Source organism: Aporhodopirellula rubra, assembly GCF_014192335.1.
In the GTDB taxonomy this organism is placed as follows: domain Bacteria; phylum Planctomycetota; class Planctomycetia; order Pirellulales; family Pirellulaceae; genus Rhodopirellula; species Rhodopirellula rubra.
On the sequence record NZ_JACHXU010000018.1, the window covers coordinates 40,201 to 63,777 of the forward strand.

Annotated in this window: 20 protein-coding genes; 13 read left to right on the plus strand and 7 right to left on the minus strand. The window is 57.5% G+C overall.

Annotated features, from left to right (window positions below; all coding sequences use genetic code 11):
- Positions 1 to 135: 135 nt before the first annotated feature.
- Entirely contained in the window at positions 136 to 471 is a 336-nt protein-coding gene (locus FHS27_RS21565; protein WP_184306917.1) for a flagellar biosynthesis anti-sigma factor FlgM, read from the minus strand.
- Between the two features lie 592 nt (positions 472 to 1,063).
- Here FHS27_RS21565 and FHS27_RS21570 point away from each other — a divergent pair.
- Together FHS27_RS21570 and FHS27_RS21575 are read left to right on the plus strand one after the other, a co-directional pair.
- Complete coding sequence (locus FHS27_RS21570; RefSeq protein ID WP_184306919.1) at positions 1,064 to 1,840, plus strand: sugar phosphate nucleotidyltransferase; 777 nt, start codon at positions 1,064 to 1,066, stop codon at positions 1,838 to 1,840.
- The gene (locus FHS27_RS21575) at positions 1,833 to 2,783 is read left to right on the plus strand and encodes a ribose-phosphate diphosphokinase (RefSeq protein ID WP_009097602.1); all 951 of its coding nucleotides are present in this window, start codon (positions 1,833 to 1,835) and stop codon (positions 2,781 to 2,783) included. Before FHS27_RS21570 ends, FHS27_RS21575 begins: the two co-directional genes overlap by 8 nt.
- A gap of 148 nt (positions 2,784 to 2,931) precedes the next feature.
- Here the strand turns inward: FHS27_RS21575 and FHS27_RS21580 are convergent, their stop codons facing one another.
- Positions 2,932 to 3,996, minus strand: coding sequence for an acyltransferase family protein (locus tag FHS27_RS21580; RefSeq protein WP_221225288.1), 1,065 nt, complete (start codon positions 3,994 to 3,996; stop codon positions 2,932 to 2,934).
- Between the two features lie 284 nt (positions 3,997 to 4,280).
- Here FHS27_RS21580 and FHS27_RS21585 point away from each other — a divergent pair, with 284 nt between their 5' ends.
- The 3 genes from FHS27_RS21585 (at position 4,281) to FHS27_RS21595 (ending at position 6,339) form a co-directional block, all read left to right on the plus strand.
- On the plus strand, positions 4,281 to 5,525 hold the full coding sequence (locus FHS27_RS21585; protein ID WP_184306921.1) for a cofactor-independent phosphoglycerate mutase: 1,245 nt from the start codon (positions 4,281 to 4,283) through the stop codon (positions 5,523 to 5,525).
- A 129-nt stretch (positions 5,526 to 5,654) separates the two neighbouring features.
- Entirely contained in the window at positions 5,655 to 5,900 is a 246-nt protein-coding gene (locus tag FHS27_RS21590) for a hypothetical protein (protein ID WP_184306923.1), read from the plus strand.
- A 1-nt stretch (position 5,901) separates the two neighbouring features.
- A complete protein-coding gene (locus tag FHS27_RS21595) occupies positions 5,902 to 6,339 on the plus strand; it encodes a thioredoxin family protein (protein WP_184306925.1) in 438 nt (145 codons plus the stop codon).
- 54 nt (positions 6,340 to 6,393) lie between these two features.
- Here FHS27_RS21595 and FHS27_RS21600 read toward each other — a convergent pair whose 3' ends face one another.
- Entirely contained in the window at positions 6,394 to 6,969 is a 576-nt protein-coding gene (locus FHS27_RS21600) for an RNA polymerase sigma factor (protein WP_184306927.1), read from the minus strand.
- A gap of 355 nt (positions 6,970 to 7,324) precedes the next feature.
- Here FHS27_RS21600 and FHS27_RS21605 point away from each other — a divergent pair, with 355 nt between their 5' ends.
- Positions 7,325 to 9,766: a sensor domain-containing diguanylate cyclase/phosphohydrolase gene (locus tag FHS27_RS21605; protein ID WP_184306929.1), complete on the plus strand. Its 2,442-nt coding sequence runs from the start codon at positions 7,325 to 7,327 to the stop codon at positions 9,764 to 9,766.
- Positions 9,767 to 9,775: 9 nt separating this feature from the next.
- On the opposite strand, the gene FHS27_RS21610 is transcribed toward FHS27_RS21605, so the two are convergent.
- The 4 genes from FHS27_RS21610 to serC form a co-directional block, all read right to left on the minus strand.
- Complete coding sequence (locus FHS27_RS21610) at positions 9,776 to 10,846, minus strand: acyl-CoA desaturase (protein ID WP_184306931.1); 1,071 nt, start codon at positions 10,844 to 10,846, stop codon at positions 9,776 to 9,778.
- Positions 10,847 to 10,936: 90 nt separating this feature from the next.
- Positions 10,937 to 11,908, minus strand: coding sequence for a DUF1015 family protein (locus tag FHS27_RS21615; protein ID WP_184306933.1), 972 nt, complete (start codon positions 11,906 to 11,908; stop codon positions 10,937 to 10,939).
- A gap of 72 nt (positions 11,909 to 11,980) precedes the next feature.
- Entirely contained in the window at positions 11,981 to 13,603 is a 1,623-nt protein-coding gene (gene serA / locus FHS27_RS21620) for a phosphoglycerate dehydrogenase (protein ID WP_009097619.1), read from the minus strand.
- Positions 13,604 to 13,732: 129 nt separating this feature from the next.
- Positions 13,733 to 14,854, minus strand: coding sequence for a 3-phosphoserine/phosphohydroxythreonine transaminase (gene serC, locus FHS27_RS21625; RefSeq protein ID WP_009097621.1), 1,122 nt, complete (start codon positions 14,852 to 14,854; stop codon positions 13,733 to 13,735).
- Positions 14,855 to 15,587: 733 nt separating this feature from the next.
- Here serC and FHS27_RS21630 point away from each other — a divergent pair.
- From FHS27_RS21630 to FHS27_RS21660, 7 genes are all read left to right on the plus strand, one after another.
- Positions 15,588 to 16,844, plus strand: coding sequence for an O-antigen ligase family protein (locus FHS27_RS21630; protein ID WP_246420504.1), 1,257 nt, complete (start codon positions 15,588 to 15,590; stop codon positions 16,842 to 16,844).
- A complete protein-coding gene (locus FHS27_RS21635) occupies positions 16,841 to 18,052 on the plus strand; it encodes a glycosyltransferase family 4 protein (protein ID WP_184306936.1) in 1,212 nt (403 codons plus the stop codon). Before FHS27_RS21630 ends, FHS27_RS21635 begins: the two co-directional genes overlap by 4 nt.
- 18 nt (positions 18,053 to 18,070) lie before the next feature.
- Positions 18,071 to 19,471 carry a HEAT repeat domain-containing protein gene (locus FHS27_RS21640; RefSeq protein WP_184306938.1) on the plus strand — a complete coding sequence of 467 codons (1,401 nt, stop codon included), beginning with the start codon at positions 18,071 to 18,073 and terminating at the stop codon, positions 19,469 to 19,471.
- Positions 19,472 to 19,568: 97 nt separating this feature from the next.
- Complete coding sequence (locus tag FHS27_RS21645) at positions 19,569 to 20,021, plus strand: FHA domain-containing protein (RefSeq protein WP_184306940.1); 453 nt, start codon at positions 19,569 to 19,571, stop codon at positions 20,019 to 20,021.
- Between the two features lie 250 nt (positions 20,022 to 20,271).
- Positions 20,272 to 21,069, plus strand: coding sequence for an MlaE family ABC transporter permease (locus tag FHS27_RS21650; RefSeq protein ID WP_144058941.1), 798 nt, complete (start codon positions 20,272 to 20,274; stop codon positions 21,067 to 21,069).
- On the plus strand, positions 21,066 to 21,995 hold the full coding sequence (locus FHS27_RS21655) for an ABC transporter ATP-binding protein (protein WP_184306942.1): 930 nt from the start codon (positions 21,066 to 21,068) through the stop codon (positions 21,993 to 21,995). Before FHS27_RS21650 ends, FHS27_RS21655 begins: the two co-directional genes overlap by 4 nt.
- Positions 21,889 to 23,556, plus strand: coding sequence for an MlaD family protein (locus tag FHS27_RS21660; RefSeq protein ID WP_246420507.1), 1,668 nt, complete (start codon positions 21,889 to 21,891; stop codon positions 23,554 to 23,556). The genes FHS27_RS21655 and FHS27_RS21660 overlap by 107 nt, the downstream gene beginning before the upstream one ends.
- The last annotated feature ends 21 nt before the right edge of the window (positions 23,557 to 23,577 follow it).

The following is a 23,577-nucleotide window of genomic DNA, read 5'->3' on the forward strand; positions in this document are numbered from 1 at the left end:
GTTCGGCCTCCGTGTCCGGTTGAGCCGCGGTTGACGTACCAATTCCGCGACTCAGGTGTCTTGGACGGTGCGACGTCGCCAGTTGAAACGACGCCGGACCGCGCGTGAGAATCGTCCTCAGACGATTCTCGAGAATTATGCGAGGCCGTCGAGGAAACGATCGAGGGCCATGTCCATCTTCTCAGGCGTGTCGTAGTTGCCCTGAGCGATTTGGCGACGGAGGTCGGCGACGCGATCGACGCGGATTTCGCCACCACCGGCGACTGCCGAACTGTCTTGCAAACGGTTGGCTGCGGAAGCCGAGGACGTTTTCGCTGCAGACGATAGATCCAATTGATCCACGGGAGCGGCGGATGGCTTTCCTGCTGCAGGCGTGGCGAGTCGATTGGCACCGCGACCGGCAGCCGATGTGCTGCTAGTTGGCGAGGCGGCTTGCGTGGTCGATAGACGAAATGGTCCGTAAATTTGCATCTTCACTGGCTCCCTGGGAGGAAGGCGGAACCTGACAATCCCGATTGTCACCCTTCGTGGGTACCGAACCGCAAGAGCGGCGCCGGAAATGACAATTAAATCGAGACGATCAGAAACGGTCTTAGAATTGGGCTGAGCGGCAACCGAGTCGGCACACCCCCTCGCTCCACACGGATTTCCCGTGCGGATTTCAGGTCGTGAAGACGACAACTCTCAATTCGGTTACCAGCGCCGCAATCCTTGTCCCAGGATGCATTCCGTCAGAATCAGTGGAGACTTCGCAAGCGCAGATTATTGAGAACACCCTCTGTATCGGCGTGTCCGCTGCGTTTTCTGAAGTGGGATTTGAGTCTTTCGGACAGAAACAATCCTGGAACGTCGGTCGAGAGCCAGACTAGCAATCGTGTGAAACCGGCGGCAAGAGCAAGCCGGAGGGAAACTTGAGCGAATTCTTAGAATCCGCGTGAAAAATTCTCAGCTCAATTTCCGGACGTCACACCGCCTTGTCCGAATCCGCTCCACAGAGGACGATTGGGCGGCACCGGACGCCACCGACACATCCTTACACTACTGGAATTCCCAACAAAGTCTTATGAACTCCGGACCTAGCCCCACACATGGTACCGCGCTGGCCGTCATCCTGGCCGCTGGCAAAGGCACTCGCATGAACAGCGACCTGCCCAAAGTGCTCTGCCCCGTCGTGGATCGACCGATGATCCACTTCGTCCTCGACGCGGCCACCCGAGCCGGAATCGGCAAAAAAGTCGTCGTCATCGGCTATGAAAAACAGGCCGTCCGCGACGAACTGCAAACCCGCGGTGAGTCCGACATTGTTTTCGCCGAACAAAACGAACAACTCGGCACCGGACACGCCGTCCAAATGTGCCGCGAACATCTCGAGGGGCACGACGGCCTGACACTCGTCATCGCAGGTGATTCGCCCCTGGTGCAATCGGAAAGCCTGAAAACGCTGATCGAGCATTTTGAGAAAACCCGCCCCGCGCTGCTGCTAGGCACCCTCACCAAAGACGACCCCACGGGATTGGGCCGAATCGTGCGTGACGACTCCGGGCAATTCACTGGCATCGTCGAGCACAAGGATGCTACAGAAGAACAACGTCAGATCAAGGAAGTGAACATGAGCACTTACCTGTTCTCGACTCCGGACCTGCTGTGGGCGTTGTCGAACCTCAGCAACGACAACGCACAGGGCGAATACTATCTCACCGATTGCGCCCGGTTACTGAATGAATCGGGACGTGCCGTCGAAGCACTGCCCGTCCTGAAGGATTGCGAATCACTGTCGATCAACAATCCAGAAGAACTGAAACTGGTCGACCAAACAATGCGAGCGATGGGATATGCGTGAACTCAAAATCTTCAGCGGACGAGCCAACCGGGAACTCGCTGAGAAGCTGTGTCGACATCTCCACCTCAAGCCCGCACGGATCTCGCTGGGACAATTCCCCGACGGCGAGAATTTTTGCAAGCTCGATGAAGACGTCCGCGGCCGCGACGTTTTCTTGATGCAGCCGACATGCCCGCCGGTCAACGACAACTTGATCGAACTGTTGACGATGATCGATTGCTGCAAACGTGCCAGCGCCGAGCGAATCACTGCCGTGATCCCGTACTTCGGTTACGCACGCCAAGACCGCAAGGACGAAGGACGTGTCCCGATCACGGCGAAATTGGTTGCCAACCTGATCACCCGCGCCGGCGCTGACCGAGTCCTCACAATGGACCTGCACGCCGCGCAGATTCAGGGCTTCTTCGACGTGCCCGTCGACCACCTTTACGCCGCGCCGGTCATCAACGATCACTTCATCAGCCGTCGATTCGAGGGTGACGAAATCGTCGTCGTCAGCCCAGACGAGGGCAGCATCAAACGGGCCGTCGGCCACGGCAAACGACTCGGCGGAACGCTCGCGATCGTCGACAAACGTCGCTCCAGCGCGCTCGAAGTCCGCCAAAGCACGATCATCGGCGGCCCCGTCGAAGGACGCGTGGCACTCATGTTCGATGACATGATCAGCACGGCCGGATCGATCTGCGGAGCCGCTCGATTGGTGCACGAAGCCGGTGCCAAAGAGATTCACATCGCGTGTACCCACGGTGTGTTCTGCGGTCCCGCCATCGAACGACTGCGTGACGCACCGATCGACTCGATCACCGTTACGGACACGATCCCCGTCGTGGGCGAAAAGATGCTTCCCAACCTGGTGCAACTCTCGGTCGCACCACTACTCGCCGAAGCGATCAAACGTATCCACCACGACCAATCGATCAGCGAACTGTTCCGCGAACGCTAAAGTCCCTGCAAGTCACGTGGGCACTGAAAGGTAACTGCGTTCACCCGAACGTGGTCCGCCGTCGTTGCGACAGTGGACCACGGCAGATAGCGGCACGCTCGACCGTCTCCATCGGTCCGAGCGCCGGGCGTTCGGATACTCAGCACGCTCAGGTTGTGGCGTAGCGACGTTGATAGAACGCTTGCAACCTACGTGTGATCGGCTGCTCAATCCGACGCGTGACGATTAGGCCGACCGAGAACGAAAACACGATCACGATCAACAAACACGCCACCGGCGAAACACCCGCCTGATCGAACGTGTTCATCAGCACGCAACCAAGATTGTTGTGGCACAGATAGACCGCGTACGAGATCCCGCTGATGTAAACGAGCGCTCGGAATCGAAGCAGTGGCATACTCCCCCAAGCCGCCGCCGCGACCACGGCGGTGATCAACATCGTCGCTGCCGGGTTGTGCTTGCCGTGATCGATGCAGTGAAAAATAGTGGCAGCGACAACAATGCCTGCCAAATTCAAACTCAACCGACCAGTGTTCGTCTTGATTTGGTAGAGCAAAAAACCGATCGCAAACATGGGCACAAAATCGAGAGCCAACAAGTGCCGCACTGCCGTCCCCACCGCAAACCAAACGGTGCTGCCATAACTCGCTTGCAACATATCGAGCGTGGGGCACAGCGTTAGCGAGCCGAACAACAGCACGCCCCAACCGACAAAGTAATTCCGCAAACCACCGAACCGCATCAAGGCCACCAACAAAACGTAAAACATCATCTCGACCTGCAACGTCCACATCACCGGATCAATGCACTGATAGCCAAACACGCGAGGCATCAGCGTCAGGTTTGCGAGGAACTGTGGCGTCGAGATCGGGTCACTGTTCAAGGGCGCCGCTCGACAGATGACGAGGTTTGCGACGATCGCGATGTAGAACAATGGCACGATCCGAATCAACCGAGCGGCCAGAAAGTCTCGAGGTTTGCCACGCCGCATCAACGACATGCTGTTGACGAAGCCGGAGAGGATAAAAAACATCATCACTCCGTAGGCGCCGAACGGCCATTGCCCGCCCAGTGGTGTCGAAAAGCCGAACTTCACCGCATAGACGTGGGTGAAATGAAAGAGCACGAGATTGATCGCCGCCAACGCACGCAGCGAGTCGAGTTCGGTAATCCGGCAATGCTGTTTCAACGGAGCGTTCGTGGGCACTGACATAAGCGACAAACTCTTCGACGAAATAAACGGGGGGGCAAGTGATTCAGTGTGTCTTGCTCTCTCGATCTCGCCATAATTCAAGGTTCGTCACTGCGGTTTTTCGCCACACCAGGATCGGATCGGGGCAACCTTGTCGATTCGGCCGATTGATCAGCCGGCGCGGGTTACCACGATCCTGTTGAAAACGCTTGTTTTGCCCGCCCTTTCACTTTTTCCTCGCTTGCACGACACTCTACGACTTGCCATTCGGACATTTTTCAGATCAAACCGGCGGAGGAATCGCCATGAAATACGTAATCATCATCCCCGACGGCTGTGCCGACGAACCGCTCGAATCGCTCGGCGGCAAAACACCGCTCCAGGCAGCGAACGTTCCGACGATGGATGCGATCGCGACGGCCGGTTGCGTTGGCGTGACGGACAACACGCCGATCGATTTCCCCGCCGGCAGCGAAGTCGCCAACATGTGCCTTCTCGGCTATGACCCGAACGAATTCTTTACGGGTCGGGCACCCATCGAGGCTGCAGCCACAGGCATCCAACTCGGTCCCCATGACTGCGCAATCCGCTGTAACCTGGTCACCGTCGAAGACCAAATCATGGTCGACTTCACCGCCAGCCACATCAGCACCGAGGACGCCACGGCGTTGCTCGAAGAACTCAACACCAAACTGCTCGGCGGAGACCATCCGGCGATCGCACCCGACCTCGCCGCCCGATTGAAATTCGTGCCGGGTGTCAGCTATCGCAACCTGCTGATCTATCGCGGCGATACGGAACACCCATCCCCCTTCACGCCTTCGACGCGGACATCGGCACCTCATGACCTGACGGACCTGTCGGTCACCGATGACTTTCCACGAGGACCGGGCAGTGACGTGTTGGTCGCCTTGATGAACGCGTCGGCTGAAATCATGGCGAAACATCCGATCAACGCCGCCCGCAGTGCCGCGGGGAAGAAGGTGGCCACGAACGTCTGGCTCTGGGGCAGTGGCGGTGCACCAGGGCTACCAACGTTCAACGAACGTTATGGCTTACAAGGAGTCATGATCACGGCCGTTGACCTCCTGCGTGGACTCGCCGCGATCGCGGGTTGGGACCGAATCGAAGTGGAGGGCGCCACCGGTTACCTCGACACAAACTACGCCGGCAAAGGCGCCGCCGCGGTGGAAGCTCTCGAGAAGTACGACATCGTTTGCGTTCACATCGAAGCCCCCGATGAAGCCTCGCATGAAGGACGCGCCGACGCCAAAGTCGAAGCCCTCGGACAAATCGATGAACACATCGTCGCGCCGTTGTGGAACGCGGTCCGGGATCGTGACGATGCCAGAATCTTGATCCTCCCCGATCACCCCACGTTCTGCCGAACCAAAAAGCACACCCACGGCCCGGTCCCTCTCGTCATGGCAGGCCACGGTGTGAAAGCCGACGACGCGAAAGCCTACGACGAAACCACTGCGGTAGCGTCAGGCCTCACGTTCGATCCCGGCTGGACGATGATGGACCGATTCCTGAAGGGAAATGACTGAGCCGATCCGGCCCAGCTCACCAATCGCCCACGGTCGCCGTGACAATGCCTCTACGCAGTTTCCTACGCGAGGCAGTGCACGTTCACACGGTGATGCTTACCTCCGAGATAGCATTGCCTGAGGGTCACCGTGAATAAAGACCGCAGTGATTGCTGGCGTGAAAACCCGAGTTGGAACCGCCGCGATTTACCGACGTCCATCCGAAGATGGCGTGGCACACCGCAACGCATCACGTGCACCAGCGGTAATTTGAACGCTAACGCGGACGGGGATAAAAACGGCGGTATCGAAGCATCGACGTTCATTACAATAATGTATGATTCGTTAATTCTTCCCGCCTCAACCTTGATTCCCCCCGCCTCTGGACTCGTTTAAAATGATCAACTTAGCGTCCCTTCGATTCGCGCTACCCGTCACCATCTCGGGCCTCGTCGTTTTGATGAGCGTCGGATGCAAACCGCCAACGCCCGCCGAACCGGTTGAAGCTGTCACTCAAACCCGTTTCGATCAGACCATCAATCAAGACAAGATCATTCTCGTCAAATTCGGCGCGACTTGGTGTCCCCCTTGCCGCGACGTTGATCAAGAACTCAAGACGCTCGCGGGCCAACTCCCCGACGATGTTGAGGTGTTGAAGATCGATGTCGACGAGAACCCGGAACTGGCCCAGCGTTACGATATTTCCAGCATTCCCAAACTGATGCTGGTCCGCAACGGCGAAATCCTTTCCGAAGAAATCGGATACATGAGTGGCGACCGGATCCAAAACTGGATCAACGAATATCGCGGTGACGGCACGCAGTCGACTCCGTAATCGAGCGACCGTTTACTTCTGCCCCACTGCTCGACACAGGCGGGCAGGCTTCGTTCAGCCGGGGTGCATTTTTTGCCGAGCTCGGTGCAGCAACGGGCCGATCGTGTTCTCGCTGACACCGACCTCACGGCTGATCTCTTGATAGGTTTTGCCCTCGAGGTGATACATCCTCACCACGTTCGCCTCGCGAGGGTCCAGTCGAGTCATCAGGTGCTCGACCTCTTCCACATTGTCGATGCGTTGAATGTCCGCATCCGATGGCCCCGCGTGCTTGCCGTTGGTCGTCGGTTGAGACTGAGCGGCTTCTTTTGCCACACCTGACTCACGCTGCGACTGTTGCAATCGGCGAACAACGACTCGTCGAGCGATCACGGTCAGATACGTCGCCAGCGAGCAGTGCCGCCGAAAACGACGGAGCACGGCAAAGTCATGACGCACTAAGACCAAAAAGACTTCGGCAACGTAGTCATCGCGTGTCGCCTCATCGATCGAGATGCCACGCCCGGCGGTAGTGCGATGGACCACATGGACGACCAACCCCACGAAGCGATCGACAAAGTTTTGCCATGCCCGCGGTTCGCGGTCGAGGCATCGTTGCAGCAGGAGTCGATCGACGTCGGAAAGGCTCACGTGGTAGCTCGCGAGGATGAAAAAAGTCGAAGCGGGGTAAAAACGCAGGCGTGAAGAGAAATCTCGCCTACATCGCGATTCGTTTGTAACACGTTTGGCCCCCGCCGCTAACGTTGCATAGTAAGTGGAGGTGGCCTTCAGAGCAAGTTTTGGTTTGGTGGAACCGATAATCCGACGGAATCAGGTTACGACTATCGACGCGATGAGGCAGGATCTCGGCATTATGACGCCGATCGGGGGGCAACAACAAACCTATCACACATGTCGCATAAGGTTATTCGCACCTTGAGTCGTCAATGTGACCTAGGCTTCCAACAACGTTCCGATTATTCGCCCACGTCCACGCCTTTTTCTCATGAACGACCACGTTGCAGACGCCCTGCCGCACGCTCCCTCCACCGTCTTTCCGCTCGCGACACCCACGGCGGATGACTGCAATGCGGGCCAGTCAGCGTCACGATTGAGCGATCTCTTGATCGGGCTCGGGGATGCAGCCACCGGCGATTTGGCTGCTCTCCACCAAACCGCCGTCGGCCATGATGACGCGTCTTCCGACGCCGCTCCTAATCATTCGGATGATCAGTCCAACGATACGTCCGCCACGCCTTCTGAAATGGGCATGGCCCGCCAGTACGAAAACCGGCTGGCGATGGTCCGTCTGGGGATGGCCACGTCGCTTTTCTACGCCCTACGCACCAAACATGCGCCCACCGCAGCGCACAGTCTACGAGTCGCTCTCTCCTGCTCGGCATGGTGCGAACGCCTCGGACTCAATGACGACGAACGCGATCGCATCGAAGTCGCCGCTCTCCTGCACGACATTGGTAAAATCGGCATCCCGGATCGGATTCTCCGCAAACCCGGCAAACTGACCGTCGAAGAGCAAATGACGATGGATTGCTGTGCCGAACTCGGCTGCGAAATCCTTCGCGGATGCACGGACGACCAAAACCTTCTCGAGACTGTTCGGTACAGCGGGACGTGGTACGAATCACGACGCCAGGACGATGCCATTCGCGGCGATGCACTGCCTTTGGGGGCACGCATGCTATCCGTGGCCGGTGCGTTTGATGCGATGACGACCGATCAAGTTTACCGTGGTGCGATGAGTCGAGAACGTGCTCTGCAAGAACTGTTTCGCGGCAGCAACACGCAATTCGATCCCGAGCTAACACGCGACTTCGCGACCATGCTGGAGAAGCGCCCCGAAATGCTTCACGGCTGCGTCGTGGATCGATGGCTCCAACAACTCCAAAACACTTCCGGTGGTCTACTCGGAAAACCAATTGGTTCACCGCATGCCGGAATCATGATTGGCGGCGAATCAACGTCGAGCCAACCGTTGGCGTCCATCTTCGACAACAACAGCTCAAAATCCCGACGCAATGAAAAAGACGCGTCGGCCGAGTCACCCTACTTCGAAACACTCGGCAGTCACCTGCGTGATGGAGTGGCGTTCACCGATCGAGAAGGCGAGATTCTCTATTGGAACGATTCGATGGCTCAAATGACTCGAATCGCTGCTGTCGCTTCGGTAGGCACCCATTGGGATTCCGACGCGTTAAAATTTGCGTCTGTCGGCAAGAGTGACCCGAATGACTGCCCGGTGAACGAATGCCTACAACGCCAAATTTCGGTGACTCGCACCATGAAACTGGTCTCGAGCAGCCCGCAAGACGACGGGCCGGACCTGGATCAACTGGCACCACCTAAACCTGCTTTGGAATTACCCGGACGCGACGTCCTGGTGCACGTCGCGCCGGTAGGCCTTGAACACGGCAACGGAGCCGTGATCATCGTCCGAGATATTTCTGATCGCGCTCAAATGCAGAGTCAAATCCAAACGCTTCACAAGAAAGCAACCAGTGACCCCTTAACCGGTGTCGCCAACCGGGCCGAATTTGATCAACGTTTGATGCACAGCACGTCCAAAGCGAAACAGCAAGGCGTCACGTTCAGCCTGATCATGTGCGACATCGACCATTTCAAGAAGGTCAACGACGTCCACGGCCACCAAGCCGGCGACGAAGCGCTCATCCAATTCGCCAACGTTCTCGAACGACACACCCGAGGCTCGGATCTCGTCGCACGATACGGCGGTGAAGAATTTGCCTTCCTCGCGATCGGCAGCGACAACTCCACCGCTACCCGCCGTGCCGAAGAAATCCGCGAAGCCGTTTCGGCAACACCCCTGAAGGGACTCAATGGCCAGTCGGTCACCGTCAGCATCGGCGTAACGGAATTTCAAACCGGCGACGCCCCCGAAACAGTCGTGGCCCGCGCCGACCGAGCGCTGATGCAGGCCAAGGAAAACGGCCGCAACCGAGTCGTCCAACTCGGCAGCGGATTGTTTGACCTAGAAGAGAAGACGGAGTCATCCGGTTGGCTTAGCTGGTTCACATCCAACGACTCCAGCAAACAACAAGAATTCGAATTGGCGACGCCTGTGCCGACCGACCTCGCGGTTGAAAAGCTCCGCGGATTCATCTCCGACCATCGCGCCGAAATCATCAACGTCAACGGCAGCGAACTGTCGCTGCGTCTGAATGTTTCGGGCGGCAACGGACGACGCGCCGCCGACCATCAAATGACCTTCAACACTCTAATCCGGCTCAGTGAGTCACGCGGCAAACGTGGAATCCGCGGCACCTCACTGACGCAAACACAAATCAGCGTGACCGTGACTCCGGTTCGTGGACGCGACCGCCGAAGCGCCAGTTTCGCGCCATGCGTTCGCCAAGTCATCAACAGCCTGAAGAGCTATCTCATGGCCGAAATCGTCAAAACGGAAGACTAGCGTCCGCGTCTAAGAGATCGTTTTGCCCGCGACGCTGACAGCCTTGGGACGCTGAACGTTTTTGGCGAGCCCTACCATTTCGAGCAGACGGATCACGCCCCACGACATGTCGAACTCGTACCACTTGTGACCGTGGCGTGCGGCACGTGGTGCCGCGTGATGATTATTGTGCCAACCTTCGCCATGACTGATCAGGGCCACTAACCAATTGTTGGTGCTGTGATCTCGCGTTTCATAGTTCCGATAACCGAACACATGGCCCAGCGAGTTCACTGACCAAGTGCCGTGAAGCACGAAAACGGTTCGGACGGCCACGGCCCAAACGGCCCAGCTCAGATAATGCTGCAAGGCGACCGACCAGTCGCCACCGCTGATCGCGAGTCCGATCACCCCACCGATAACCGACAACACGATCGCGTGTGCCAAGAAGACAAAGAACCATCCGTCTTTGCGTTCGAGTTTGAGATAGAACGGGTCTCGTAGCAGGTCGCGGACGTAACGTTCATAGCGGCTCGTACGATCGAGATCCCGGTGCCGACAAACGACCCAGCCCACATGCCCCCATAGAAAACTCGCCAACGGCGAATGGGGATCAGGTTGATGATCGGAATGCTGGTGATGCATCCGGTGAATCGCCACCCATCGTGCGGGACTGTCTTGCAAATTACACATGCCCAGAATCGCGAGCGTGTGCTCCAACCACTTCGGACAGGTAAATCCTCGGTGCGTCAACAATCGATGATAGCCGATCGTGATGCCTAACATGCCAAAAACAAAGTGCCCCGCAATGGCAGCAATGAAGGCCGGCCAAGTGAACAAATAACCAAAGAACGGTGGCACCACCGCGAGCAAAGCGACGATGTGGACGAGGGTCAAAACCGTCACGTACTCCCACATCACCTGCAACGGTTCGGTCGCCTCAGGACGAGGCAGTCGCTGCGGATCATGACCGTCCAGCTCCTCCTCCTTGTACAACAACTCGTCGCCCATCGGATCATATTCCGCGGCTGCTCGGTCGCCAGGCGAAGCCGATTTTCCGGATGAACTCGGCGAGTTGGGCATTACTTCGGAGGTCGACATCAGTACCGTCTCAGGCGTAGTTTGGGTGGAGTGTGCAAAGGTCGGTGGTGGGGTAGCGTCGGTATTCTCCCCCGATCTTGCAATCCCAATTTAGCTAGATGCGACGTTTGCGTCGAACCGGAAAGACGTAACGAGTGGGTAAAACAAGAGCCCCGCGAGCGGCAAAGGCAGCCCATCGCCGTCGGATGCCCCCACACTCTCGGGAAGCCGCACCGCATCGCAATTCCCCCCCAACAGCCAACCATCTGCGACGAATTCGTCCCGCTCGAGCGAGTCCTTGGCGTTCGACTTTTCCTCAACGAGCATCGTCAATACGAAGTTCGCGGGATGGTCCCCGGGCAGCTCGCCGCTCAATTTTCGCACCCGGTCCCGATAATCTCGGGCGGCCTCGTAGTGCCTCTGGCCCTCGACCAATCTCAACGTTTGGCTCGAAATCGAATCGCAAATCGTCTTCACGACCGCCGGGTCGTCCACCCGAACTTGCGAATGAACTCGCCCATCGAAATCGGCGGCCTGGACATTCGGCCCGCTCAATACGCCATCAATCGGGCCGAAAAGACGCCCGTCTGGATCCACACACGACGCAACCACGGGCGTGCAAGCGAGGTCGGTTGCGAGCATCCAAGGTAACGGCGATCCGTCCTCGGGACTCTCTCCGGTCGATTCGCCCTCAGCGTCACCACCACGCCGGGTCGCCTCCCGTTCACCGATCCGAACACCGACGAGCCAACCGCAGCACTCTTCACGAACGCCGCCGATGGAACCGGACTGACGAAACGCATAGATCGCCGGTGCGTCGTCGCGATGGAGAACGCCTTCAGATATCCATTGCTCGATGAATTCACCGGCACGTTCGAACCGCTCGCGTTCCTCATCGCCGGGTTCACTTCGATTGGCAATGACACGAACGACGTTCGCGGGATGGCGTTTATACAATCGATCCACCGTCGCTGAATCCCGTGCCACATCTCGCGGGCCCTCCGGAGGTGCCACCACGTCAGTAAGCGAACTGACGTGGTCGAGATTATATCGCAGAGCAGCAAAAGGGATCGTTTCAGGCATCAGGCTCGGGCACTCAGGCTTTGGCACTCAGGCACGGAGTCTCGTGGTGATCGGTTCTCGCAGCGAGCGAGCTCAGCTCATCCAACTGGGCAATTCACCCGCGGCGGGCAACTCGATGATCTTCGCTTGCGTGATCGCGTCGATATCCATCAGCTCTTTCATCACCGATTCTGGCACGTCACTGTCCAGGCTCAAGACACCGATTGCGTCGCCACCTGCAGCGTTACCTTCTCGGCCAACAGCCATCTGAGCGATGTTGATGCCGCTGTTGCCGAAGATCGTTCCGACGTTCCCGATGATCCCGGGCACGTCTTTGTGAGCGAACACGAACAGACGTCCGTCGAGGAACGATTCCAACCGATATCCGTCGAGAAGGATCAGACGAGGCATTTCATGGCCGAGCACTGCCGCACCGGCATTGACACTCTTTCCGCTGCCGGAAACTTCGACCGAGATACTGCTGGTGAACGCACCTTGATCACTGTTGTGTTCGACCGTCAATTCGATTCCACGCTCACGCAACAGCATTTCCGAGTTGATCACATTGGCATCTTCGACGACTCGCTCGAGCAAACCGGCACAGAACGCGTTGTTGAGCACGCGAGTGTCTTTGCAGGCGACCGCACCCCGATACAGCAAACGAACATGGTCGATCCCGCCACCGTGCCATTGATTGACGAGCAGTCCGAGACGGTGGGCGATATTCAGATAGCTGCGCAGTTCATCGAGTGTCTTCGGATCGAGCGAAGCAACGTTGACGCTGTGCCGGATTTCCCCGGTTTTGAGATAGTTGATCAACAGGTGGATGCCTTCGACCGCGACCTGCGTTTGAGCCTCTTCGGTGCTTGCCCCGAGGTGCGGCGTGCAGCACGTGCCGGGCATTTTAAACAGCGGGCTGTCCGTGCACGGTTCGTTCTCGTAAACGTCCAGAGCAACGCCACCGAGCTTGCCGGTTTCGAGCCCTTTGACCAACGCGTCATGATCGTAAATACCGCCGCGAGCGACGTTGATAACCCGCAATCCCGGTTTGACTTTGTCGAGTTGATCCATCCCGATCAACCCTTTGGTTTCGGGCGTCAACGGCGTGTGCACGGTGAGGTAGTCGATCATCGGCAACATTTCATCGACGGTCTCAACACGCTGCACCTTCAACGACTCGGCTTGATCATCGGTCAAGAACGGATCGTACGCGACCACATTCATGTCAAACGCACGAGCCCGCGAGGCGACTTCGCGACCGATTCGCCCCATGCCGACAATTCCGATCGTCTTACCGGCGACCTGAGTGCCCATGTAGGCTTTCCGGTCCCAGCGACCTTCGACGAGGCTTTGGTGAGCCGGAGCAATGTTGCGGCTCAGTGCCAGCATCATCGCAAACGTGTGTTCCGCGGTCGAAACGGTGTTTCCGCCCGGAGTGTTCATCACCACGATTCCACGACGCGTCGCCGCAGGCTTGTCGATGTTATCCGTCCCGACACCGGCACGCACGAGGGCACGCATCCGCGTGTTTCCTTCGAGCGATTCGGGAGTAATGGTTACGCCGCTGCGAAGGATCGCGCCGTCGAATTCGTTCAGTGATTTCTTGAGATCGTCGCCTTTTAATTTCGTGCGAACTTCGTACTCGATACCTTCAGCGGCTTCGAGCAGGTCAATTCCCTCTTGGGCGATATCGTCGAGAACAAGAATGCGATGCATGGGAGGAGAGTGGGGAAAGGAGATGATTGATCGGTTCAGGTAAAAAAGAGACGGACCGCAGTCCGTCAACGTAATCGTTCATTCAAAAAGTTGGCGACCGACGATCGCCCAACCTGCGCGAACTCTCGGTTAGCCGTTACGGCTGAGGAAGTCCGTCATGAATTGGCCGAGGGCTTCGACACCCTCACGTGGCATTGCGTTGTAGATACTGGCGCGGATACCGCCGACGCTGCGGTGTCCTTTCAACGCCGCCAACCGGTTTTCACCAGCTTCGGAGATGAATTTGGCGGTCAATTCATCTGACGGCAAATTGAAAGTCACGTTCATCAGCGATCGGCATTCGGGGACGGCATGCCCTCGGTAGAACCCACCGCTCTCGTCAATGATTTTGTACAACGAACCGGATTTCTCACGGTTGATTTTTTCCATTTCTGCTAGACCACCGATGTCGTCACGCAGCCAACGTGCCACTTTGCCGAGCACGTAAATCGCGAACGTTGGCGGTGTGTTCCATTCCGAATCGTTGTCGTGGTGGTTCTTGTAGTACAGGTAACCAGGGACCGACGGATCAGCTTTTTCGATCAGGTCTTTCCGCATCACGACGGCGGTCACGCCTGCCGGTCCGGCGTTCTTCTGAGCACAGGCGTAAAGCAGACCGTACTTCTGCACGTCGAGCGGTCGGCACAGGAAATCGCTCGACGCGTCGCTGACCAACGGCACCGATTCGGGGCAGGTCGGTTCATCTTGGAACTGAACGCCTTGGATCGTTTCGTTGCTGCAGTAGTAGAGATAGGCCGCGTCGTCACTAACGCTGTAATCCGACGCCGACGGCAATCGGTTGTAGTTGGATTCTTTGGCGTCGTAGATCGCGACGGCTTCACCTTCTTTTTTCGCTTCGGCGATCGCTTTTTTGCCCCACGATCCGGTGAGCAGGTATTCCGCACGCTTGCCGCTCCCGCGGAGCAGGTTCGCCGCAATCGCGGAGAACTGAAGCGTCGCCCCGCCTTGCATGAACATCACGCTGTAGTCGTCGCTAATACCGAGCAGACTGCGAAGAGTGTTTTCGGCGTCGTGCAGGATTTCAACGAACAGTTTGTCCCGGTGACTGATTTCGAGCAGCGAGGCCCCGGCACCGGGAAGACATAACATTTCATCCTGGACCTCGCGGAGCACCGACTCCGGCAAAACGGCCGGTCCAGCGGAAAAGTTAAATACGCGGTCGGTGGCAGCAAGGGGAGCCGAAGCGGTCATTCGAAAAACTCTTTGAGGAAAGAGTGAAGTGGAGTGGGAAACCGACTGGAAAATCACGAAAAACGGGCGAGTCGGGCGATGTGTCACAGCGATGAATCGCGACTCAGGCCGCAACCAAAACCGTCAAGACGTTCGACAAATAGCGAGACCTGCCGTCACTCTTGACGCGTTGGGCGACCCTAACATCTGAGCTACATCGAAGCTCGAGCGTCCGTTTTGCCGGATTCTATGCTTCGAGAGCAATCTGCGAAAGGCAACGAAGACGCCGAACTACCCAAGCAATGCGACGAAAATGAGTCCTACCGGAGCCGCACCGAGCGGCCCCGCCAACGGTCAATCACCGCCGAAATCCACCCCAATCGGAATCCCGGCGGTCTCGCCACCTTCCCCGCCCGTCGCACCGCAATGGCAGTGTCCAAAACGACCGAGGAGCGACCATACCACCCGAATTCACCGGCAGAAAAATCAATCCCGTGTGTGGCGCCACCGATGCAGAATCCGCCATGCAGATTAGACTGGCTCTCCCAAACGCAAATGAGGTCGCCAGCGTGCCTTCCGATTCATTCGCACCGCGAAACGCGAATCGATTTGCATTTCGTTGAATCGATCGCTCAAAAAAATTGGCAGACGTCGTTCCGATCTTTCCCCGACGCGTCCTGCTTCACTTTGTCCCTCGATTTCGACCCCGCTCTCCATGTCAACGCCGGTGGCTCCCTCTCAATCGCATCCTTCAATGTCACCGCTGGTGATTGCGATGTGGTTGCTGATCGTGATGGCTGTCTTCCTGGGGCCCTTAGACATTTCGTCTGGTGCCCCCAAAATGACCGTGGGGCTCGACACAACCGTCGCGTTCAAACTGATGGTCGCCGGTTTGGCGGGAGCGTTAGGACTCTACGGAGTCATGACCTCGGATTCCGTTCGCCAAACATTCCTCACACTCCCCTCGCTCGCGATCGCCACGATCTTGCTCCTCGCGGGAATGGCCACGCCCATTGCGATCAGCGGGACGTCGTTGCCGACGACGCTGATTAACTTCGGCTACTTGCTGTTCGTCATCACCGCCTTGTTGACGCTGAAATTGCGTGGCGTCGGTCTCGCGATTCTCGCCGGCGTGTCAAGCACCACGATGTTGGCACTAACGTTCTGGTTCTTCGTTCCCGAATACGGTGTTTTTCCTGAGCTGCTCGAGGGTGGCCTGATCGTAAAACGACTCGGCGGCACCGCTCACCCAAACGGCACCGGCCGATCGATGATGATCGGACTGATCCTCGCCCTCTATTTCTATCGAACCAAAACGTTGCCAATCTTGCCTGCGGGAATCTTGATTGTGATGTTCACGCTGGGCGGATACCTGACGATGAGCCGCACCGCGATGGTCGCCGGTGCGGCGGGCGTCATCGTCCTTTTTCTCGACCGAATCTTCAGCCGAGCGGGAGTGATGGCCGTGTCGCTCGCGGTCCTTTGCGGGATCGTCGGCGTCACCACGATCTACATGCAAGGTAAGGAGGATCGATTCGTCGGAAAGGTCTTGGCGAAAGTCTCCAAGTCGGGAAACGCGGAAGAGATCACCAGCGGCACTGGCCGTTCCAAGATTTGGACCAAAGCCATCAGCCTCATTGCGAACCGCCCGATCATCGGTCACGGATTCAATGCCGCCCCGTCGTTGATGATTGACCACTCTCAGGCCACCCACAACGCGGTCCTCCACGCAACGCTCGCCGCCGGCTTGATCGGTGGATCATTGATGCTGTGCCTGATGTTGTGGTGCGTTTATCTCGTGACGAGTTCCGATGCGTTGATGATCCGCGGTGTCGCCGCATTCGTCGTGATCGCCTCTCTGGCCGAAGACGCGGTGCTCGAAACCTTCCCTGGTCCTGTCACGATCGCGTTTGTCATGTGTTGCCTCTATCCGGTTCTCGTGACCAAAACGGCGTCCCGGCCGCTTCGAGAAGCACGCCCACATGATTCGGTCGTCGGAGAAATCGCGTGAGCGAAACAACTCTCCGTCCGTCGGCATCATCCGATGAACCGATCGACGCGACCGTCGTTTGCTTGCTGAACTTCCTCGCGCCCAACATGACGGCCGTGTGCCAATCGTGGTCCGCAAAAACGCGGCATCTGATCGTGCTGGTCAGCGTGGCCATGGAAGGCAATCGTGCGTGGCTCGCCGAACACGGTGGACTCGATCTTCGCGTTCAACGGACGTGGACGCGAACCCGCATGGATCACCATCCCGGTGGTTACAGCGACGTCAACTACGTTCACATGCCTCTCGATACGATCGCCCAGTTGCGTCGAGCACGCCCCGATGTCGTCGTCTCGTCGGAACTCGGGCTCCGCTCGATCCTGTCGGACATCTACTGCACCACGTCGGGCTGGTTCGGATTGCGACGCCGCCGCTGTCAGCTAGTAATCGCAGTGAGCACGTCACCTTGGATCGAAGCAAGCCGCTCGAGCTTCCTTCGTCGCCTGCAGCGCCGGATGCTGCTACGTCGGGCCGACGCAGTCACGTATCACGGTCCCGAGTGTCGCGACTGGCTCGTCGACTTGGGCGTCCCCGAAGCCATGCTCTATCCGTTTGACTACGCCGCCGATCCGACAAAGATTCACACCGGTCCGATCGAATCGATTTGTTCGGATCAGTCACCCTCGCTGCGGATCGTCACCGCCGGGCAGTTGATTCCTCGCAAGGGTGTTCGCGAAGGACTCGACGAATTGGTCGACGTCGCTCGACGAATGCCACACCTCAACATCCACTGGTCCATCCTAGGTGATGGGCCTCTGATAAGTTCCTTGCGTGAAACTCCTTTGCCCGAAAATCTGCACGTCGACTTTCGAGGGAACGTCAACTCCAGCGAAATCCGCGAAGCGTACCGCCAACACGAAATGATGTTTTTCCCGACCCGCGGCGACGAATGGGGTCTGGTCGTCGACGAAGCCATGCATTCGGGACTCGTCGTTGTTGGTAACGATCGCGCCCAAGCGGTGGTGACGTTGGTTCACGATGACGTCAACGGTTACCTCTACCAACCCGGTGATTCGAGTACGTTGCAATCGGCGATCGAGCGGTACACGTCCCGGTCGTGCGACGAACGGCTAAGAATGCGGATCGCGGTTCGAGAATCCGTTTCCGGTCGAACTCCCGAGGCGGCCGCGCAGCAAATCACCGATTTGGTTGCAAAATTGAAATTGAATTGATCTTGTCTTGGTTTCACGGTGGACGGCACAATCGCCGCCATGTCGCTCCGCTTTGAATCCAACGGTCATCCCGCCACCGAATCTCGCTCCTCACAGCAGCGAGCTGATGTTTCGTGGGAAGACGACGAGCCAAATCCGTTCGCGTTGGTGCTCGAATCGAGTGGGCCATCGGCGAAGTCGCGATTTCTCCGCGCCGTTAAAACGATGCTGGCAATTTTCGCGTTAACCGGCATCCTTCTGAGCGTCGTGTTCTTCGGCAAACAGTTTTTGCTGTCACGCCTAGTTGCCGGTTTTGACGAACTCGACTCCGCCGCCAAACAAAGCCGTTTGGTGCAAATCGCGAGTTTTGGCGCCGACGGCGTTGAACCTCTCGTTACCAAACTGATTTCCGACGAAGACGCCGTTTCCGAGTCCGCATTCTCACTCCTGCAACAGATGCAGAACGACTGGATTACCCTCAAACCGAACGCAGCCAAAGCGGTCCATGGTCGATTGCTGGCCGCGATCGCATCGACCTATCGCTCGCACCTGGGTGAGTCGTCCACGCTTAACGCCCGACAAATCGCTCGCGCCCGTGAACTGGTTCGCCAAACGATTCTTGAATACTCCGGCTCGCCGACCGCGAACGGACGAACGTCCGATGGCGTGCAAAGCCTACTCGCCGGTGCCAATCGTTTGATGGTGGTTTTGGATAACCAACGTCGGCCGAACGTGACTCTCGCCCGTTCCGGTGTGAAACTCGATCCGAACAACCAACCGGCCGCTGAAGTTTCCTCCACCGGACGCCAATCCGGCTGGACCGATTGGCCACCACCGAGCCAATCATCCAACGCGTCGATCGTTCGATCCGGATCCAAACTCAACGATCCTCTTTCTCACCCGGACGACTCGAACGCAAAATTACAGTCTGTCCCCGAAGGCATTACCGTTCCGCTGAGCCAAATCGAGCCACGCGTGATCCGGTCGCATTCGCAAGTCGTTGCCGCCCGACAACCGGTGGGCCAAACGATTAAAATGACCACACACCTCGTCGATTCACCTCTGGCTGCACTGACGGATGAGACCGTGATTCGGCACCTCGGGAATCCTGATGCACTGTTGGCCGGACAAGCCAAAGCCGAGCTGATTCAGCGTGGCTTCTCCGACGCTCAGCTCGAAATGGCGACCGCCATCGCCCTGGCTGGCCCTCAAGATCGAATTCGTTTGGTCGATACGCTGGTCCATTCCAGCCAACTGAATTCGGGCCCCTGGCTCTCCATGTTGCTCGATGATCCTGACCGCAACGTCCGTTTGCATGTGGCCTCCACACTCGCAACAACCAAGGATCCCGCCATCCGGGCAAGGCTCCGACAAAGACTCAATCGCGAAGAAGACACCCACGTGGCCGCACGCCTGAGGCGAATTTTAGACCTCCAATAGAAATTGGTCCCTGGAGAAACCGCCGCCTCAATCTATAATCGAGGGGTATTCTCTGTTTCCCAAACCTTTCTCATAAACGTTGCGGGCACAAACTTTCATGAGTCACGAAGACGAAGTCGAATTCGCCGGTGCTTTTGGTCAACTCACTCCGACAGGGGGTGGTGACCCGATTCCGCTCATCAAGGACAAATTGCTGATCGGTCGCCGCCGGCACTGTGACATTTGCCTGGACTTTCCCAACGTGTCTAGCCAGCACTGCCGAATGACGCTGGAACACGGGTACTGGTTTATCCGGGATCTGAATAGCCGTAACGGGACCAAAGTCGATGGTCGCCCCATCATGCGGAAACGGGCCGACCCCAAATGCAAGGTCGCGATCGCTCGCCACCAATACGTATTAGAATACGACCCACAGTTACTTGGTGCGTACGGCCCGCCGCCCGCCGACGATGACTACATCGACGAAGTGATGAAGAGCTCCTTGATGGACCGCGCGGGGATGGCCCGCCGAGATCCCAAAAAGGGCTTCTTCAACAAGAAATCAGAGTGAGTTCGCGGCGATCGTCAAATTTTGACTAACCCGCATCTCTTATCTCGCCGATAAAATCTCTTGCATGCACTACCGTTGCGCCTCGCTGGAAAACAGCGACCGGTGCACGCGATAGTAAAACGTTCCTGGGATTTTTACGGCGAGTTTTCTTTTGATGTCGGGCGACACCAGCTCTATCGATCGACAATCCTCACCCGATGCGTTCGGTGGAGCGAAATCGCGTTTGCCCCAATCGCTGCAAGCCTGGATCATGCAGTGGGGCACCGCCGTCGTCGACGGAATCTCCTCGATCGGCGACATCGCCTACTTCACTTGGCAAATGTTCGGATGGATGTTCACGCGGTTACCCCGACGTGGCACCATGATGATCAACTTCTACCAGGTCGGTGTACTCAGCCTGCCGGTCGTCGCGTTGACCGGAACCTTCATCGGCATGGTCCTCGCCGTACAGAGTTACTACCAATTCCAAGCCATCGGTTTAGAAAGCCGCCTCGGCGTCGTGATCAACACCTCTCTCGTCCGTGAACTCGGACCGGTTCTCGCCGCGACCATGTTGGCCGGACGCGTCGGCGGTGCGATGGCAGCCGTGCTCGGCACGATGCGCGTTACCGAACAAATCGATGCCCTCACCACGATGGGCGCCGACCCGATTCACTATCTCGTCGTTCCACGTTTCCTTGCTTGCCTGCTGCTGATTCCGGCATTGACCGTGATGGCAGACTTCATGGGAATTGTCGGCGGCTACTTTTACAGCGTCATCGTGTTGGGCATCGACCGCGCCGCCTACCTCCATCACTCACGCGAAGGCGTCGTCGGGTTCGATCTTTTCAGCGGCATCTTCAAGAGCTTCTTCTTTGGCGGAATCATCGCAGTGGTCAGTTGCTACCGCGGTTTCAATTGCCAACCCGGTGCCGAAGGTGTCGGCAAGGCAGCCACTGCCGCGTTCGTCTATTCGTTCGTTCTGATTCTCGCCATCGACCTGTTCCTAAACATCGTCTTGGATTCGATCTACTTCATGATCTATCCGGAAGGAACGACGCTGTTTTGAATACCGAAGAACAACCAATCGACGACGCACTCTCGCAATTGGACGACGCCTCGCCAATCGACGATCGTTCGCAAGACGATGATGCCTCACCAATCGACGACGTACCAAACACGGAACCGTCCAACGCCGCGCCGCTGATCGACGTCACCAACCTGTCGATCGACTTCGACGGAAACTGCATCCTGTCAGGCATCACTCGCTCGATCACCCGTGGCCAAACCGTTGCCGTGATCGGCGAGAGCGGTTGCGGCAAAACCGTGTTCATGAAAACACTCGTCGCGTTGCTCACCCCGACCACGGGAACGGTGCTCTTTGACGGTGTCGACCTCAACCAACTTACTCCCGCGCAACTCGCACAAACCCGTCGACGGTTCGGCTTCGTTTTTCAAAACGCCGCACTATTCGACAGCATGAACATTTTCGACAACGTGGCGTTTCCCATTCGACAAAACGAGCCGACAACGAGCGAAGACGAAGTTCGCCAACGCGTCCGCAAGCACCTGGTCGAAGTCGGCCTGCCCGAAGACGTCGCACGAAAATACCCCGCCGAAATTTCCGGTGGGATGCAGAAACGCGTGGGACTCGCACGAGCCCTCGTCTTGCAGCCCGAACTGATCGTTTACGACGAACCAACGACCGGCCTCGATCCGATCATGAGCGACGTCATCAACGAACTGATCCTCCATACCCGGCGACTCTACCCGGTCACCAGTGTGGTGGTCACGCACGACATGCACACCGCACGCAAGGTCGCCGACCGTGTGATGATGTTTTACCCACGTCGAATGCTCGACGAGGGGCAATCACAAATTTTATTCGATGGACCGCCCAGCCAACTCGAAAACGCCGACGACCGACGTGTTCGTCAGTTCGTGCGTGGAGAAGCGGGCGATCGGATTCGCGAAATGTCACGAGCAATGGCGTAATTTGATGGACGAAAACAAACTACGATTTGGCGTGGGCGTGTTGGTCATCGCGGCGATCGGGATCGGTGTGATCCTGACGTTCCTGTTCGGTGCGTTCCCCGCGATCCTCAATCGCGAATACACGTTGACGGTCTATTTCGACTCCGCCGAAGGCATCAATACGAACTCGCCCGTACTGCGGGACGGTGTCAAAATCGGCCGCGTTTCGGACATTCAGTTGCGTCCCGAAGGCGGTGTCTTATTGACGCTCGCGATGGACGCTCAACACAAGATGACACACCAATACATCCCGCAAATCGGGATCGGTTCACTCATCACAGGTGATTCAAAACTCGAGTTTCGAAAAGCCGAGCCGCGCGAACTCGAAAAACTTCTCGGTGACGACCTCGACTTGGTCGATCGAACGTACTCCAACGAAGAATACTTCGCCTACGGACAAAAACTTGACGACCCGTTCTCACTCTTGTTCGGCATGGAAGACGAAATGCGATCGACGTTTCGCAGCATCCGAGGTGCCGGTGACGCTGTTCAAGACATTGGGCAAAGCATCCAATCCCTCGTTCGCGACGTCCGTGGCGTGATCGGAATCGATCCAACCCCCGCTCCACCACCAACCGCGTTCCCACCGGGAGTGCCACGTCAATCATCGATCGGAATGGGTCACAATGCATCCATGTTTGCGACAACGACTCAGCATCGAATGATGCCCGGGCCATCGTGGGCACGTCCCGTGAGCCTCGTCTCGCAATCGTCCTCCGACTCCTCGTCGCAGTACGCGATCCAAACCGTGGCGTTTGCCAATCAGAACCAATTCGCACCTCCGGGATCCCAAGTCGTCCCGCCCGGAACGATGCCTCCGCGATCATTGCAACAGGGACTCACACCGCCCGTCGGAACCCAGCGTACCGCGGGACAACCGACGCTGCTCGACCTCCAAAATGAAGCGATCGAAACACTCGAAGAGTTGCAAGGTGCGATCCGTGACGCTCGCTCGATTCTCGGAAACGAACAAATCCGGCGTGGACTGAGCGATTCAATCAGTCGATTCCCGGGCGTGCTAGACCAGGCAACCGATACGCTCAAGACGACGCAGAAGACGTTTGACAGTTTCGCGGATGTCGGCAAACAATTCGAACAGGTCGGCTCGGTCGCCGAGCAAGCACTCAACGAACTTAAGACAACCGCGGGCGACACGCTCGAAAGTTTCCAAGCAACCGCCAAAAACGTCGAGGCGATCACCGAACCGATCGGACGGCGTAGCGAAGAACTCGTCGAACAGGTTTTACGCAGCCTCGCGAACGTCGACAACGCATTGATCCAGATAGATACGTTCGGCCAAACGCTCAACTCATCCGATGGGACCATCAAACGTCTCCTCGAAGACGACGAGTTGTACTACGAAATCCGCCGTACCGTGGAGAACATCGAAGCGGCCACCGCTCGAGTTCGCCCGATCCTGGACGACGTACGCGTCTTCACCGACAAAATCGCTCGCGACCCACGTCAACTCGGCGTCCGAGGAGCCCTCGGCAAACGCCCAACCGGCGCAGGCCTGAAATAGCAACGTTGATACGTTGCATAA